Genomic DNA, 14,240 nt, shown 5'->3' on the forward strand with positions numbered 1-14,240 from the left:
GGCCGCCATGAAACTGCCCGCCTCGTGGCTGGCCCTGTCTCTGTCCGTCTGCGCGGGTGCGCAGGCGGCCGAGCCCGCCAAACAGGTCAACCTGTATATCTGGAACGAGTACCTGGCACCGGACACTCTGGCGTCCTTCGAGCAGCAGACCGGGATCAAGGTGGTGGTCGATCACTTCGACTCGCTGGAGACGGTTGAGACCAAGCTGCTTACCGGACGCAGCGGCTACGACCTGGTGCTGACCGCCGGCCAGCACCTGCAGCGGGCCATCACAAGTGGCGCGCTGCAGCCGCTGGACAAGGCCGCGCTGCCGCACTTCGCCGGCCTGGCGCCGGAGTTCACCGGGCATATGGCGGTCTTCGATCCGGGTAACCGTCATGCCGGGCTCTACGTGTGGGGCACCACCGGTTTCGGCTACCAGCGTGAGGCCATCGCCCAGCGCATGAAGGATGCGCCGACCGACAGCTGGGCGATGCTGATGGACCCGGTCGTGGTGGCCAAGTTCGCCGACTGCGGGGTGAGCTTCCTCAATGACCCCAACGAGGTGTTCGCCGCCGCCTTCCGCTACCTGGGCCTGGATATCAACCAGCAGAACCTCGATGACCTTAAAAAGGCCGAGGCGCACCTGGCCAAGGTGCGGCCGTCGATCCGCTATTTCGACAACGACCATAACATCGCGGATCTCGCCAACGGCGACACCTGCCTGGCGATGTCGTGGAACGGCAACGTGGCCATCGCCGCCGGCCAGGCGCAGCAGGCCGGCAAGCCCTACAGCCTGCACTACAGCATCCCGCGCGAGGGCACGCTGATCTGGTTCGACGCTATGGCCATCCCTGCGGATGCGCCGCATCCGCAGGAGGCGCTGGCGCTGATGGACCACCTGATGAAGCCCGAGGTGATCGGCGCCATCACCAACAGCATCTACTACGCCAATGCGGTGCCGGCGGCCGATGCCTTCGTCGATCCGGCCCTCCTCGCCGATCCCGGTACCTATCCGCCGGCGCAGCTGCGCGCCAGCCTGTACACCAAGAACGACAACACCCCGGCCTTCAACCGCGCCCTGACCCGGGCCTTCAGCCGGCTGAAGTCGGGGCTATAGCACAGCGTTGCAGATCGGGCTTGAGCGGCGGCGTGGGAGCGCCAATACTGGGCCGACTCCACGCACGCCCAAGGAGGGCTTCCATGCGTTCGATCCTCGCCGTTCTTCCCCTGGTTCTGCTGGCCGGCTGCTCGTCGTTCCGTCCCGACGCCGAGCACATCACCCAAGTCCCCGACGATCGCCTGCTGGCCTACCAGGAGGCGCGCGAGGGCGGTGGCCAGCTGGTGGTCAACCGCGACATGGGCCTGATGGGCGGCGGCTGCTACGTGGCCATCGAGGTGGATCGCAAGCTGGCCGCGCGCATCGGCATGGCCGAGGTGGCGAGCTTCAATGTGCCGGCCGGTACCCGCGTGTTGGGCCTGACCATCGACCCGCTGGACGACACCCTGTGCGGCATGGGGCGCCTGCACAAGGAAGTGGCGGTGAAGGTCGCGCCGGGCAGCGTGCAGTACTTCCATATCGTCAGCGAGAACCGTGGCGGCTTCGACATCCGCCCGGATGCGCAACCGCCCAAGCTGCAGTGAACGCCGGCATGTCAGGTATCCGCCGCGCCATCCTGCTCGGCTTGCTGCTGAGCTGCGCGCCAGTGCTGGCCAAGGACTGGCCGGCCGGGGTCAAGCAGACCTTCCGCGACAGCTGTGTGAACAGCGCCGGCGAACCGCTGGGCAAGGAGCGCGCGCTGCTTTACTGCGATTGCACGGTGGGGCGCATCGATCGCGATTTCAGCCTGGCCGAGATGGCCGCGCTGGAGCAGGCCGAGCTGCCGCCGACGCTGATCGAGCGCCTGCAGCAGGTCTCGCAGCAGTGCCTGGGCGAGCTGGGCGCTCAGCGATAGCAGGCGGCCAGTCAGAACGGCAGGGGCTTGGCGCCGCGGCTCAGTCCCGCGGGCGCCACAGCGGATCGCCGGCCAGCAGTTCACCCGCCCAGTCGATGAAGGCGCGCACCCTGGCCGAGAGATGCCGCGATTGGGGGTAGACCAGGCTCAGCGGCATGCTGTCGGCCTGCCATTGCGGCAGCGGTTGGACCAGGCGGCCCTCTTCCAGGGCCTGGCGCGCGGCCGCCGCCGGTAGCACGGCAAAGCCCAGGCCGGCCACGACGGCGGCCAGGTAGGCCTCGCCGCTGTTGAAGCGCATGGCCGGCTCCTGCTCGATCGGATAATGCTCGTTGCCGCAGTGCAGGGTGTTGGCCTTCTGCCGCCCGGTGGCCGGGTAGACGAAGGCCAGGTAGCGGTGCGCCACCAGATCCTGCGGGTGCCGCAGTGGCGGGCTGGCGGCCAGATAGCTCGGCGCCGCGCACAGGCAGAAGCGCATCTGTCCGATGGGCCGGCAGACCAGATCCGGGTCGTGCACCGGGCCGCCGCGGATGGCGCAGTCGACGCCTTCCTGCACCAGATCGACGACCCGCTCGCTGCTGCCGATGTCCAGGCGGATCTGCGGGTAGCGGGCGACGAAGTCGGGCAGGGCGGGAATCAGCAGGAAACGGCTGACCGGCGAGGGCATCTCCACCCGTACCCGGCCGCGCGCCAGGCTGCGGTTCTGCGCCACGCTGGCTTCCAGTTCGTCGAGGTCGTCGAGCACGGCGCGGGCGCGTTCGTAGTAGGCGCTGCCATCGGTGGTCGGCGACACCCGGCGGGTGGTGCGGTGCAGCAGCTTGACGCCGAGCTGGCTTTCCAGTGCCTGCACCTGGCCCGACACTGTGGTCTTGGCCAGGCCCAGGGCATAGGCGGCGCGGGTGAAGCTGCCCAGCTCGATGATGCGGCAGAAGGCGCGCATGGCTTCCAGGCGGTCCAGGGCCATTATCCGAATCTCCGCACAATGTTTCCGTATGGGGCCAATTTATCGCGTTATGCATGGCTAATACAGTGGCGACCAACCCCGGTACGACATCGGGCCCCTTCGGAGCAATCGCCATGATGACCAGCAAGCGCAACAACTATCACCAGACCGCCCCGCATGTGTTCAAGGCCATCTATGCCCTGGAGCAGACCCAGGCCGGCTTTGCCCTGGAGGGCTCGCTGCGCGAGCTGGTCAAGGTGCGTGCCTCGCAGCTCAACGGCTGCGCCCTGTGCCTGGACATGCACAGCGCCGACGCGCTGAAGCAGGGCGAGTCGGCCCGTCGCCTGCTGGCCCTGGGCGCCTGGCAGGATGCGCCCTGCTTCAGCGAGCGCGAACGGGCCGCCCTGCTGTGGACCGACAGCCTGACCCGGCTGACCGAGGGGCACGTCACGGATGCCCTGCACCAGCAGGTGGCCGCGCAGTTCGACCCGCAGGAGCTGGCCGAGCTGACCCTGTGCATCGCCACCATCAATCTCTGGAACCGCTTCGGCGTCGGCTTCGCCATGCAATCGGCCTGAGTGCCGGTCACGCCCCCTGTGCTGGAGACCGCCATGGCCAAGCTCGTATTGATGGAAACCCGGAGTCTGGACGAACAGGCCCTGCGCCAGCGCCTCGCGGCGCTCGGCGCGGCGCCTGGCTGGCGCCTGCAGCGGCAGGAGCGGGGCTGGTTGCTGCGCCTGGACGAGTCGGCCGCCAGCATCGGCCTGTGCGCCGCGCTGCTGCGCTGTACCTGGTTGCGCCGGCTGGAGTGCATCCCTGGCGGGGAGGGCGGCGCGCTGGCGGCCAGCCACTGAGCCGGACTCGCGCAAGGGGCCCTGCGGCCCCGGCGCATCACACCCGGTCGGCGAGGGCCAGCTTCACCCCCAGCAGGGTGAACAGGCCGCCGGTAGCGCGCTCCAGCCACAGGCCGACGCGCCGGCCGACCTGCAGGCGCTGCTGGGCGAAGGCGGTGCTCAGGGCCAGGAAGTGGCACCAGAGCATGCCGTTGAAGTTGAAGATGGCGCCCAGCAGGAGGAAGGCCAGTGCCTTGTGCTCGGCGTCCGGGCTGATGAACTGCGGCACGAAGGCGAGGAAGAACAGCGCCACCTTGGGGTTGAGCACGTTGGTCAGGAAGCCCTGGGCGAAGATGCGCCCGTAGGGTAGCGCCGGCAGCTCGCTGGCGCCCGATGCGGCCGTTTCCTTGTGCCTGGCCAGCAGCATGCCGATGCCGATGTACAGCAGGTAGGCAGCGCCGATCAGCTTGACCAGCATGAAGGCGGTGGCCGAGGTGGCGAGCAGGGCGGACATGCCCAGCGCGGCGGCGACTATGTGTACGCAGGTGCCGGCGCCGATGCCCAGCGCCGCCGCCGAGCCGGCACGCCAGCCCTGGGTGGCGCTGCGTGCCATGATCAGCAGCGAGTCCGGCCCGGGGGCCATGTTCAGCAGCAGGCCGGAAATGACGAACAGGGCGAGGTCGTGGGTGCCGAGCATGGGCAGGCTCCAGGGGCTGGGAAGCCAGGATTCTGCGCCTTTTCTGAATGGCCGGTCAAAACCCGGTCATCGTTTCGGCGAGCGTGCTGCTCCCGTCGCAAAAGCCTATTTTGCTCGACTATCGCGACAGATTCCTGTGTCTTCGCCGCAGGTGCGCGCATCTCCTATGAACGCAGGATGCTTCGCCGCCAGTCCGGTGCCGCCGTGCGACAGCAGCGCCACGCCGGCGGCTATGGCACACTCTGCGCTTTGCAGCGTGGCGGGCCCAGCCTGGCCGTGAGCCGCCCTGCAGCCGAATTCGCGCCGCCGGCCCGTGCCGGGGTGCAACCGACCAGCCAGCCGCCCGCGGCGGTACAAGAAGAGGAATGTCCCGTGCACAAAGCCGTAATCAGTGGCACTGGCCTGTACACCCCGACCAACAGCATCTCCAACGAAGAGCTGGTGGCCTCCTTCAATGCCTACGTCCAGCAGTTCAACGCCGACAACGCCGCCGCCATCGAGCGCGGCGAGGTGCAGGCGCTGGCCGAGTCCAGCGTGGCCTTCATCGAGAAGGCCTCGGGCATCAAGAGCCGCTTCGTCATCGACAAGGACGGCATCCTCGACCCGCAGCGCATGGTGCCGCGCATCCCCGAGCGCTCCAACGACGAGTGGGGCATCCTCTGCGAGATGGCCGTGGGCGCCGCCAGGGAAGCCCTGCAGCGCGCCGGCCGCAGCGTCGCCGACATCGACGGCGTGATAGTCGCCTGCTCCAACCTGCAGCGCGCCTACCCGGCGGTGGCCATCGAAGTGCAGGCCGCCCTGGGCATCGACGGCTGGGGCTACGACATGAACGTGGCCTGCTCCTCCGCCACCTTCGGCATCCAGGCCGCCACCAATGCCGTGGCCACCGGCCAGGCGCGCGCCGTGCTGATGGTCAACCCGGAGATCTGCACCGGCCACCTGAACTTCCGCGATCGTGACAGCCACTTCATCTTCGGCGACGCCGCCACCGCGGTGATCATAGAACGCGCCGACCAGGCCACCTCCGAGCACCAGTGGGACATCCTCGGCACCAAGCTGCTGACCCAGTTCTCCAACAACATCCGCAACAACTTCGGCTTCCTCAACCGCGCCGCGGAAGAGGGCATCGGCGCGCCGGACAAACTGTTCGTCCAAGAGGGCCGCAAGGTGTTCAAGGACGTCTGCCCGATGGTGGCCGAGCTGATCGCCGCGCACCTGGCGGAAAACCAGCTGAACGTCGGCGATGTCAAGCGTTTCTGGCTGCACCAGGCCAACCTCAACATGAACCTGCTGATCGCCCGCAAGCTGCTCGGCCGCGATGCCGAGCCGCACGAGGCGCCGGTGATTCTCGACACCTACGCCAACACCAGCTCGGCCGGTTCGGTGATCGCCTTCCACAAGTACCAGGACGACCTGCCAGCCGGCAGCCTGGGCGTGCTCAGCTCCTTCGGCGCGGGCTACTCGATCGGCAGCGTGATCCTGCGCAAGAAGGCCTGACGCCAGTACCTGGCTGAGCGCACGCCATGGACGAGCAGCAGCTGTTGCAGCGTTTGCTGGCCGGCGAGCAGCAGGCCTTCCGCGAGCTGGTCGCCCGCTACCAGGGCGCCATGCGCGCGGTGGCCTACGCCATAGTCGGCAGCCGCAATGCCGACGAGGTGGTGCAGGACGCCTGGCTGGCCGTGGTGCGCAACCTGGCCGGCTTCCAGCAGCGCGCCAGCCTCAAGACCTGGCTGCTGACCATCACCGCCAATACCGCCAAGAGCCGCCTCAAGCAGCAACGCCGCGAGCCGCTGCTCGATGACCTGCCGGCGCCGCATGGCAGCGTCGGTGCCGAACGTTTCTCGGAAAATGGCCACTGGCAGGCGCCGCCCAGCCAGTGGGAGCAGGATACCCCCGAGGCCCTGCTGGCCGCCGGCGAGCTGCGCGAGTGCCTGGAGAAGACCATCGCCAGCCTGTCCGAGATGCAGTCCAGCGTGCTGCTGCTGCGCGAGCGCCAGGGGCTGGAGCTGGAGGAGATCTGTAATCTTCTCGACCTTTCGCTCTCCAATGTCCGCGTGCTCCTGCACCGCGCCCGGCTCAAGGTGTTCGCTACCCTGGAGCATTTCGAGGAGACCGGCCAATGCTGACCTGCCAGGAACTGGTAGCCCACTCCAGCGACTATCTCGACGGCCAGCTGCGCCTGCGCGAGCGCATCGCGGTGCGCGCCCACCTCGCCATGTGCCACCACTGCCGGCGCTTCATCCGCCAGATGAAGGTGACCCAGGCCGTGCTGCGCCAGTTGCCCGAACAGAGCCTGCCGGAGCTGGATGCCCTGGCCGACCGCCTTGCCGAGCAGCATCGCCGGCAGCCCTGAGCCGGCGTCGTAGAAAAAATTCTCCCGGGCTGTAACGCCCGCTTCGTCACTCCGTCTAGTGTTGCGTCGGGGGCATGTCGCCCCTCCACTGGAGAGACTCCATGAAACAGCTGAATACCGTTGTCGCCACCCTGGGCGCCGCCCTGCTGAGCACCGCTGCCTTCACTGCCCAGGCTGGCAGCAACCCCTTTGCCGCCCAGGAGCTCTCCAGCGGCTACAGCCTGGCGGCCCACGAGAAGGGCCACGAAGGCTCCTGTGGCGAGGGCAAGTGTGGGGGCGAGATGAAGGCCGAAGAAGGCAAGTGTGGCGGCGACAAGGCGAGCAAGGAGGGCAGCTGCGGCGAGGAAGGCAAGGCCGGTCGCGAAGGCAAGTGCGGCGAGGGCAAGTGCGGCGGCGACAAGACCGAGTAAGGGCGACGGGACATGACCATGCAGGGTTTCGTCACTGGCGCTGGCCTGGGCCTGCGTCGCGGCCTGCTGGCGGCGCTGCAGGACAGCGTCGTCGGCCAGGCGGATTTTCTCGAAATCGCCCCGGAGAACTGGATCGGCGTCGGCGGCCGTTTCGGCCGCCAGCTGCGCGCGCTGAGCGAGCGCCTGCCGTTTCTCTGCCATGGTCTGTCCCTCAACCTCGGTGGCTTCGCCCCGCTGGACATGCAGCTGCTGCGCTCGATCAAGGCGTTCCTCGACGAGCACGGCGTCCGCGGTTATAGCGAACACCTGTCGGCCTGTGCCGACCAGGGCCAGCTGTACGATCTGATGCCGCTGCCCTTCAGCGAGGAAACGGTGCGCCGCGTCGCGGCGCGCATCCGCCAGGTCGAGGAGGTGCTGGAGCGCCCGCTGATCATCGAGAACGTCTCGGCCTACGCGCGCCTGCCCGGCGAGCTGGACGAGGTCAGCTTCGTCCGCGCGGTGCTGGAGGAGGCCGACTGCCGGCTGCTGCTGGACATCAACAACGTGGCGGTCAACGCCCACAATTTCATCTTCGATGCGTGCGCCTACATCGCCGCCATGCCCGGCGAGCGCATCGCCTACCTGCACATGGCCGGTCATTACGACCAGGCCGCCGACCTCAAGATCGACACCCACGGCGCGCCGGTGGGCGAGCCGGTGTGGCAGTTGCTGCAGCATTGCTACAGCCTGCACGGCGTGCGCCCGACCCTGCTGGAGCGCGACTTCAACTTCCCGCCGGTGGCCGAGCTGTACGCCGAGGTGGCGCAGATCCGCCAGCTGCAACGGGAGGCCGGACGATGAGCGCGCAGGCCCAGGCCGCCTTCGCCGCGCGCATCCGCCGGCCCGAGTCGCAAGCGCTGCTGCCGGGCATCGCGCCGGAGCGCATGGCGGTGTACGAGGAGCTGTTCTTCAACAATGTCGATGGCTTCATCAACAGCGGTTTCCCGGTGCTCTGCCGGGTGCTCGGCGAGGCACGCCGGCGGCGCCTGGTGCGGGCCTTCCTGGCTGGCCACCGCTGCACCACGCCGTACTTCCTGCAGATCGGCGCAGAATTCCTCGCCTGGCTGCAGGAGGGCTGCGTCGCCGAGCCCGATGATCCGCCGTTCCTGCTGGAGCTGGCCCACTACGAGCGGGTCGAGCTGGCCCTCGATGTGGCCGAGGCCGAGTTGCCGCGGCAGGGCTGGTCGCCGCTGGCCTGGCCGCTGGCCTATGCCTGGCCGGTGCAGCGGATCGATGCCGAGTACCGGGCCGTGCAACCGCCGGCAGAACCGACCTGCCTGCTGGCCTGGCGCGATGCGCAGGAGCGGGTGCGCTTCCAGCAGCTGACGCCCTTCGCCTATCACCTGGCGCTGCGCCTGCAGGCCGGCCAGGCGAGCGCCGAGGCGCTGCTGGAGCTGGCCGCGCAGAGCGGCCTGGAGGCTAACGAACACTACTTCAGCCAGGCCCGTGCGCTGCTCCATGACTGGCAGCGCCAGGACATCTGGTTCCCCCCTGCCACCTGATCCGCGGGCTCGCGCCGCACGGAGATCACCATGCTCAGACTGCTCAACCGCCTCCAGGATGGCCTGGACGCTACCCGTCGCCTGGATTTTCTCGGTCCCCTGCTGCTGCGCCTGTACCTGGTGCCGGTGTTCTGGATGGCCGGCACGCACAAGCTGGCCGACATGGAGTCGACCATCGCCTGGTTCGGCAATCCGGACTGGGGCCTGGGCCTGCCGTTCCCGGCACTGCTGGCCTGGCTGGCGGCGCTGACCGAGGCGGGCGGTGCGCTGCTGCTGCTGTTCGGCCTGGCGGTGCGCTGGATCAGCATCCCGCTGATGGTGACCATGCTGGTGGCGATCTTCACCGTGCACTGGCAGTTCGGCTGGCAGGCCATCGCCGATCCGTCCGCACCCTTCGCCAACGAGCGGGTGTTGGCGGCGGCGGAGAAGCTGGAGCGAGCCCGCGCCATCCTCCAGGAGCACGGCAACTATGCCTGGCTGACGGCCAGCGGGCGCTTCGTGGTGCTGAACAATGGCATCGAGTTCGCCGCCACCTACCTGGTAATGCTGCTGGCGCTGTTCGGCACCGGTGGCGGGCGCTGGGTGAGCCTGGACTACTGGCTGGCCCGGCGCTGGCGGCAGCGCTGAGTTCCCGCCAGGCGAGAGCCGGGTGTGCGGCTCTCGCGGCTTATTCTTAATGGAAGTAAAAAAGTTCCTGTGTCACTGAACTTTCATCTAAATCAAACCGAGCTGAAATAACCCCCCGCCAAGATTCCCCCCCAACACCAAGGGCCGAGCCCGCGTGTTTTCCAACGCTAAAGACCAATAGGGGAATCCTTCGATGATCCGCAAGCACTTCGCCGGTTTCGCAGCCAGCGCCCTGGCCATGGCCGTTTCCGCCCAGGCTTTCGCCGGTACCGTCACCACCGACGGCGCCGACCTCGTGATCAACACCAAGAGCGGCCTGGAAGTCGCGACCACCGACAAGGAATTCAGCTTCAAGCTGGGCGGCAAGCTGCAGTGGGACGCCACTAACTTCGACGGGCTGAGCGCAGTCGACGAGAACCGTCCCTTCGACAGCACCTTCAACACCTTCATCCGCCGTGGTGAGCTGTCCGTGGAAGGCGTGGCCTACACCGACTGGGGCTATGGCCTGCGTGTCAGCTATGACGGTAACGAAGACGGTACCGATGTTGACCGTGCCTTCATCACCTACACCGGCCTTGGCTTCGCCGATATCACTGTGGGTCAGTACGGTGTCGACTACGGCCTGGAGAACACCACCAGCTCGTCCTGGATCACCGGCATCGAGCGCCCGATGATGTACGACCTGCTCAATGGCGACGAGGACACCAAGTTCGGCGTCAACGTCATGCACGCTGGCGACAACTATGGCCTGATGGCTCAGGTTGGCCATTACGAGCAGTACGAGTCCGAGGGCAATGACGAGCTCTTCGGTTACACCTTGCGTGCCAACTGGGCGCCGTACATGAACGGTACAGACGTGGTGCACCTGGGGGCCAACTATCACAGTTCCAATCCGGACGATAACCGCGCTCGTGCTCGCACTCGCTTCGGTGTGCGTAGCGACACCGACCGCAGCTTCACTCTGGCCGATACCACCGAGGCCAGCAGTGATAAAGAGTGGGTGTTGGAGTCGGGCGCTCAGTTTGGAGCCTTCCGCGCTCAGGCTGAATACTTCCAGCGCACCATCTCGGGTGAGAACAATGTTGGTGCTCCGGCAGATGTCGACATCGATGGCTACTACGCTCAGATGTCCTACATGTTCAACGGTGTACGCAAGTACAAGGCTGGCGCCGGCAAGTGGGACAAACCGGATCAGGCGGGTGCTGTAGAGCTGTTCGTACGTTATGACACTGCCACTGTAGACGGCGACACTGCTTCCGTTGATGGTGATCTGGGCGCTGGGGCCGGCACTACTCTGGCAGGTCTGAACGTGGTTGCAGATGCGAATGACGACTTCACTACCAAGGCATTTGTCGTGGGCGTGAACTATTTCCCGGTCCCGGCCGTACGCATGAGCCTCAACTATATCGACTACGAGCTGGACAACATCAATACCAGTGTTGCGGTGAATGCTGATGGCGACACCATGGAAGACGACGGCAAGGCCATCGTCGGTCGCCTGCAGTACGTGTTCTAAGAAGAACTTCAACGATACTGCTCCTTCCTGGCCCCGCCTCGTGCGGGGCTTTTTTCGTTCTACCGGCGCGCTATAGTGCGGCTCTCGCCGCATCCGGTATCCGTGCCCATGTCGCTGCTCCGGCTCGACTCCCTGCATCGCATCGCTCCTGCCGCCTGGGACGCCCTCTTGCCCGAGGCCCAGCCCTTCCTGCGGCATGTCTTTCTCTCGGCCCTGGAGGACAGCGCCAGCGTCGGGGCGCACTGCGGCTGGTCGCCGGCCCACCGCCTGCTGTGCGACGAGCGCGGCCAGGCGCTGGCGGCGCTGCCGGCCTATATCAAGCAGCACTCCTACGGCGAGTATGTGTTCGACATGGGCTGGGCCGAGGCCTGCCAGCGTGCCGGCATCGCCTACTACCCCAAGCTGCTCGGCGCCGTGCCCTTCAGCCCGGTGAGCGGGCCGCGTCTGCTCGGCGATGCACGGGCCTGCGCGCAGCTGCTGGAGGAGCTGGAGGCGCAGCTGGTGGAGCAGGGCCTGTCCGGCCTGCATATCAACTTCCTGCGCGCCGAGGACGATGCGCTGCTGCAGGGGCGCGAGGGCTGGTTGCAGCGCCTGGACTGCCAGTACCACTGGCGCAACCGCGGCTACCGCGATTTCCAGGATTTCCTCGACGCACTCAGCTCGCGCAAGCGCAAGCAGCTGCGCAAGGAGCGCGAGCAGGTGGCGGGGCAGGGCATCGAGTTCCGCTGGCAGCGCGGCGACGAGCTCGAGGAGGTGGACTGGGACTTCGTCTACGCCTGCTACGCCAGCACCTACCATGTGCGCCGCCGCGCGCCCTACCTGACCCGCGAGTTTTTCGCCCTGCTGGCCGAGCGCATGCCCGAGGCCATTCGCGTGGTCAGCGCGCTGCACAGTGGCCGGCCGGTGGCCATGGCCTTCAGCCTGGTGGCCGGCGACACTTTCTATGGGCGCTACTGGGGCTGCCTGGGCGACTTCGACCGCCTGCACTTCGAGACCTGTTTCTACCAGGGCATCGAGCGCGCCATCGCCGAGGGACTGCAGCGTTTCGACGCCGGTGCCCAGGGCGAGCACAAGCTGATTCGCGGCTTCGAGCCGCAGATCACCCGCTCCTGGCACTACCTGCTGCATCCCGGGTTGCGTGCAGCGGTGGCCGACTTCCTGGCCCGCGAGCGGTCGGCACTGCTGGCCTATGCCGAGCAGGCGCGGCAGCTGTTGCCCTATCGCCAAGAGGGAAGCTGAGCATGCCCCGCGCCCTGTTTATCTGTAGCCGCAACCGCCTGCGCAGTCCCACGGCGGAGCAGCTGTTCGCCGCCTGGCCGGGCGTGGAGAGCGACTCGGCCGGGCTGGCGCCGGATGCCGAGGTGCCGCTGTCCGCCGAGCAGCCGCAGTGGGCCAAGCTGATCTTCGTCATGGAGCGGATGCACCAACGTCGCCTGCAGCAGCGCTTCGCACCCTGGCTCAAGGGCAAGCGGGTGATCTGCCTGGGCATTGCCGACGACTACCAGTACATGCAGCCGGAGCTGGTCGAATTGCTGGAGCGCAAGGCCGGAGGCTATCTGCGGTGACTCGCACCCTGCGCCCGCGACCCTGGAAATAGCTGGGCATGCTGCTCGGCTGTCTGGCGTTCTGCATGATCGCCGTGTGGATGCTGCGCGACGGGCGCATCGCCGGCTGGTTCTGCCTGGCGGTGTTCGGCCTGGGTGGGTTGGTCGCCGCGCTGGCCCTGTTGCCGGGTGCTAACTACCTGCGTCTGGAGGAGGCGGGCTTCACCTTCAGCTCGCTGTTCCGCACCCACCATGTGCGCTGGGCGGATGTGGCGGGCTTCGTCCCGGTGCGGGTGGCGTCGAACACCATGGTTGGCTGGCTCTACCACGAGGGGCGGGTGCCCGAGGGGCGCGGCGCGCGCCTGTCACTGGCGCTCGCCGGCTGTCATGCGGCGCTGCCGGAGAGCTACGGCCTGCGCGCCGAGGAGCTGGCGCAGCTGCTGGAGCGGCTGCGCCGGGAGTGGCAGGTTAGAGCTTCTTCGCGTTGAGGATCAGCACCGGCTCGACCGGCACGTTCTGGTGCATGCCGCGGTTGCCGGTGCGCACCTTGGCGATGCGGTCGACCACGTCCATGCCGCGTACCACCTTGCCGAACACCGCGTAGCCGAAGTCGCGGCCGCCGTGGTTGAGGAAGTCGTTGTCCTTGTGGTTGATGAAGAACTGGCTGGTGGCCGAGTCCACCACCTGGGTACGGGCCATGGCGATGGTGCCGCGGTCGTTGCGCAGGCCGTTGTCGGCCTCGTTCTTGATCGGCTTGAAGGTGTCCTTCTCGGCCATGTCGGCGTCGAAGCCGCCGCCCTGGATCATGAAGTTCGGGATCACCCGGTGGAACTGGGTGCCGTTGTAGAAGCCGGATTCCACGTAGCCGAGGAAGTTCTGCGTGCTGATCGGCGCCTTCTCGGCATTGAGCTCCAGCTCGATGTCGCCATAGCTGGTGGTCAGCAGCACATGGGGATTTTCCGCAGCCAGCAGGCTGGTGCTCAGCAGCAGGCCGCAGGCGCAGAGGAGGAGTTGCTTCAGCATGGTCGTGAGTCCTTGTCTTGGGGGTGTGGCGGGGTAGCTTCGACCCGGGCGAGGAATTCGTCCAGGACGGCATTGAATCGTTCGGGCTGGTCCATCGGCGTGGCGTGGCGCGAATGCTCGATCACCACCAGGCGGGCGTCGGGCAGCTCGTTCACATAGGCCTCCTTGAGGGCGACCGGGGTGTAGTCGCGGTCGGCCGTGACCACCAGCGTAGGACAGGTGATCGCCGCCAGGCGTTCCCGCACGCCCCAGCCGATGATCGCATCGAGGCTGGCCAGGTAGGCGCGCTTGTCGTTCTGCGGCCAGCGTTGCTCGATCTTGGCGCGCAGCTCGGCCTGCTGCGGATGGGGGAAGAGGAGGCGGCCGAGGCCCTTGCCGATCGCCTGCATGCTCAGCAGGCGCGACAGGCTCCAGCGCTTGGCCAGCTGCCAGAAGTCGGCGGCGCTTCTGACCTTGACCTCCGGGGCGCTGTTAACGATGGTCAGGCTGCGCAGCAGTTCGGGGCGCTCGACGCCCAGCTGGAAGCCGACCATGCCGCCCATGGAGATGCCCACCAGGTGCACCGGCGGCAGCTGCAGGTGCTCGATCAGCGCCGCCACGTCGGCGGCGAAGCCGGCGATGCTGTAGCGCTGGCGTGGCTTGGAGGACTGGCCGTGGCCGCGCAGGTCAAGGCTCAGTACCCGGTGCGTGCGGGCCAGGTGGGGAATCTGGTATTCCCAGTCGCGGGTGCTGGAGCCCAGGCCGTGCACCAGCAGCAGCGCTTCGCCCTGGCCGTGCTCCTCGTAGTAGAAACGGCAGCCGTCATGCTCGAAAAAGGCCATC

Annotated in this window: 20 protein-coding genes; 16 read left to right on the plus strand and 4 right to left on the minus strand. The window is 67.3% G+C overall.

What is annotated here, in order from left to right:
* Positions 1–7: 7 nt before the first annotated feature.
* From DMO17_RS07220 to DMO17_RS07230, 3 genes are all read left to right on the plus strand, one after another.
* Positions 8–1,099: an extracellular solute-binding protein gene (locus DMO17_RS07220; RefSeq protein WP_110681819.1), complete on the plus strand. Its 1,092-nt coding sequence runs from the start codon at positions 8–10 to the stop codon at positions 1,097–1,099.
* 83 nt (positions 1,100–1,182) lie between these two features.
* The gene (locus DMO17_RS07225; protein WP_110681820.1) at positions 1,183–1,623 is read left to right on the plus strand and encodes a 3-isopropylmalate dehydratase; all 441 of its coding nucleotides are present in this window, start codon (positions 1,183–1,185) and stop codon (positions 1,621–1,623) included.
* Positions 1,624–1,631: 8 nt separating this feature from the next.
* Entirely contained in the window at positions 1,632–1,934 is a 303-nt protein-coding gene (locus DMO17_RS07230) for a hypothetical protein (protein ID WP_110681821.1), read from the plus strand.
* A gap of 40 nt (positions 1,935–1,974) precedes the next feature.
* On the opposite strand, the gene DMO17_RS07235 is transcribed toward DMO17_RS07230, so the two are convergent.
* A complete protein-coding gene (locus DMO17_RS07235) occupies positions 1,975–2,895 on the minus strand; it encodes a LysR family transcriptional regulator (protein WP_110681822.1) in 921 nt (306 codons plus the stop codon).
* 116 nt (positions 2,896–3,011) lie between these two features.
* On the opposite strand from DMO17_RS07235, the gene DMO17_RS07240 reads away from it, so the two are divergent.
* Positions 3,012–3,452 (plus strand): carboxymuconolactone decarboxylase family protein, encoded by a 441-nt coding sequence (locus DMO17_RS07240; RefSeq protein ID WP_110681962.1) that lies wholly within the window; start codon positions 3,012–3,014, stop codon positions 3,450–3,452.
* A gap of 33 nt (positions 3,453–3,485) precedes the next feature.
* The gene (locus DMO17_RS07245) at positions 3,486–3,728 is read left to right on the plus strand and encodes a hypothetical protein (protein ID WP_110681823.1); all 243 of its coding nucleotides are present in this window, start codon (positions 3,486–3,488) and stop codon (positions 3,726–3,728) included.
* A 37-nt stretch (positions 3,729–3,765) separates the two neighbouring features.
* Here the strand turns inward: DMO17_RS07245 and DMO17_RS07250 are convergent, their stop codons facing one another.
* Positions 3,766–4,404 (minus strand): LysE family translocator, encoded by a 639-nt coding sequence (locus tag DMO17_RS07250; RefSeq protein WP_110681824.1) that lies wholly within the window; start codon positions 4,402–4,404, stop codon positions 3,766–3,768.
* Between the two features lie 372 nt (positions 4,405–4,776).
* Here DMO17_RS07250 and DMO17_RS07255 point away from each other — a divergent pair, with 372 nt between their 5' ends.
* The 11 genes from DMO17_RS07255 (at position 4,777) to DMO17_RS07305 (ending at position 12,883) form a co-directional block, all read left to right on the plus strand.
* On the plus strand, positions 4,777–5,901 hold the full coding sequence (locus tag DMO17_RS07255) for a beta-ketoacyl-ACP synthase III (RefSeq protein ID WP_110681963.1): 1,125 nt from the start codon (positions 4,777–4,779) through the stop codon (positions 5,899–5,901).
* Positions 5,902–5,927: 26 nt separating this feature from the next.
* Positions 5,928–6,530 (plus strand): RNA polymerase sigma factor, encoded by a 603-nt coding sequence (locus DMO17_RS07260; protein WP_110681825.1) that lies wholly within the window; start codon positions 5,928–5,930, stop codon positions 6,528–6,530.
* The gene (locus DMO17_RS07265) at positions 6,524–6,757 is read left to right on the plus strand and encodes an anti-sigma factor family protein (RefSeq protein WP_110681826.1); all 234 of its coding nucleotides are present in this window, start codon (positions 6,524–6,526) and stop codon (positions 6,755–6,757) included. The genes DMO17_RS07260 and DMO17_RS07265 overlap by 7 nt, the downstream gene beginning before the upstream one ends.
* 101 nt (positions 6,758–6,858) lie before the next feature.
* On the plus strand, positions 6,859–7,167 hold the full coding sequence (locus DMO17_RS07270) for an HvfA family oxazolone/thioamide-modified RiPP metallophore (protein WP_110681827.1): 309 nt from the start codon (positions 6,859–6,861) through the stop codon (positions 7,165–7,167).
* 12 nt (positions 7,168–7,179) lie between these two features.
* A complete protein-coding gene (locus DMO17_RS07275) occupies positions 7,180–8,007 on the plus strand; it encodes an HvfB family MNIO-type RiPP peptide maturase (protein ID WP_110681828.1) in 828 nt (275 codons plus the stop codon).
* Positions 8,004–8,708: an HvfC family RiPP maturation protein gene (locus DMO17_RS07280; RefSeq protein ID WP_110681829.1), complete on the plus strand. Its 705-nt coding sequence runs from the start codon at positions 8,004–8,006 to the stop codon at positions 8,706–8,708. The genes DMO17_RS07275 and DMO17_RS07280 overlap by 4 nt, the downstream gene beginning before the upstream one ends.
* Positions 8,709–8,738: 30 nt before the next feature.
* Complete coding sequence (locus DMO17_RS07285; RefSeq protein ID WP_110681830.1) at positions 8,739–9,335, plus strand: HvfX family Cu-binding RiPP maturation protein; 597 nt, start codon at positions 8,739–8,741, stop codon at positions 9,333–9,335.
* A 193-nt stretch (positions 9,336–9,528) separates the two neighbouring features.
* The gene (locus DMO17_RS07290; protein WP_110681831.1) at positions 9,529–10,851 is read left to right on the plus strand and encodes an OprO/OprP family phosphate-selective porin; all 1,323 of its coding nucleotides are present in this window, start codon (positions 9,529–9,531) and stop codon (positions 10,849–10,851) included.
* A 108-nt stretch (positions 10,852–10,959) separates the two neighbouring features.
* Positions 10,960–12,090, plus strand: coding sequence for a GNAT family N-acetyltransferase (locus tag DMO17_RS07295; protein ID WP_110681832.1), 1,131 nt, complete (start codon positions 10,960–10,962; stop codon positions 12,088–12,090).
* A 2-nt stretch (positions 12,091–12,092) separates the two neighbouring features.
* A complete protein-coding gene (locus DMO17_RS07300; protein ID WP_110681833.1) occupies positions 12,093–12,416 on the plus strand; it encodes a low molecular weight protein tyrosine phosphatase family protein in 324 nt (107 codons plus the stop codon).
* 38 nt (positions 12,417–12,454) lie between these two features.
* Positions 12,455–12,883 (plus strand): STM3941 family protein, encoded by a 429-nt coding sequence (locus DMO17_RS07305; RefSeq protein ID WP_110681834.1) that lies wholly within the window; start codon positions 12,455–12,457, stop codon positions 12,881–12,883.
* On the opposite strand, the gene DMO17_RS07310 is transcribed toward DMO17_RS07305, so the two are convergent.
* Both DMO17_RS07310 and DMO17_RS07315 read right to left on the minus strand, forming a co-directional pair.
* Positions 12,864–13,418, minus strand: coding sequence for a peptidylprolyl isomerase (locus DMO17_RS07310; protein ID WP_110681835.1), 555 nt, complete (start codon positions 13,416–13,418; stop codon positions 12,864–12,866). The genes DMO17_RS07305 and DMO17_RS07310 overlap by 20 nt on opposite strands.
* Positions 13,412–14,239: an alpha/beta fold hydrolase gene (locus tag DMO17_RS07315; protein WP_110681836.1), complete on the minus strand. Its 828-nt coding sequence runs from the start codon at positions 14,237–14,239 to the stop codon at positions 13,412–13,414. Before DMO17_RS07315 ends, DMO17_RS07310 begins: the two co-directional genes overlap by 7 nt.
* Between the last annotated feature and the right edge of the window lies 1 nt (position 14,240).

Origin of the sequence: Aquipseudomonas alcaligenes (assembly GCF_003205495.1) — a bacterium.
GTDB classification, from domain to species: Bacteria; Pseudomonadota; Gammaproteobacteria; order Pseudomonadales; family Pseudomonadaceae; genus Aquipseudomonas; species Aquipseudomonas alcaligenes_B.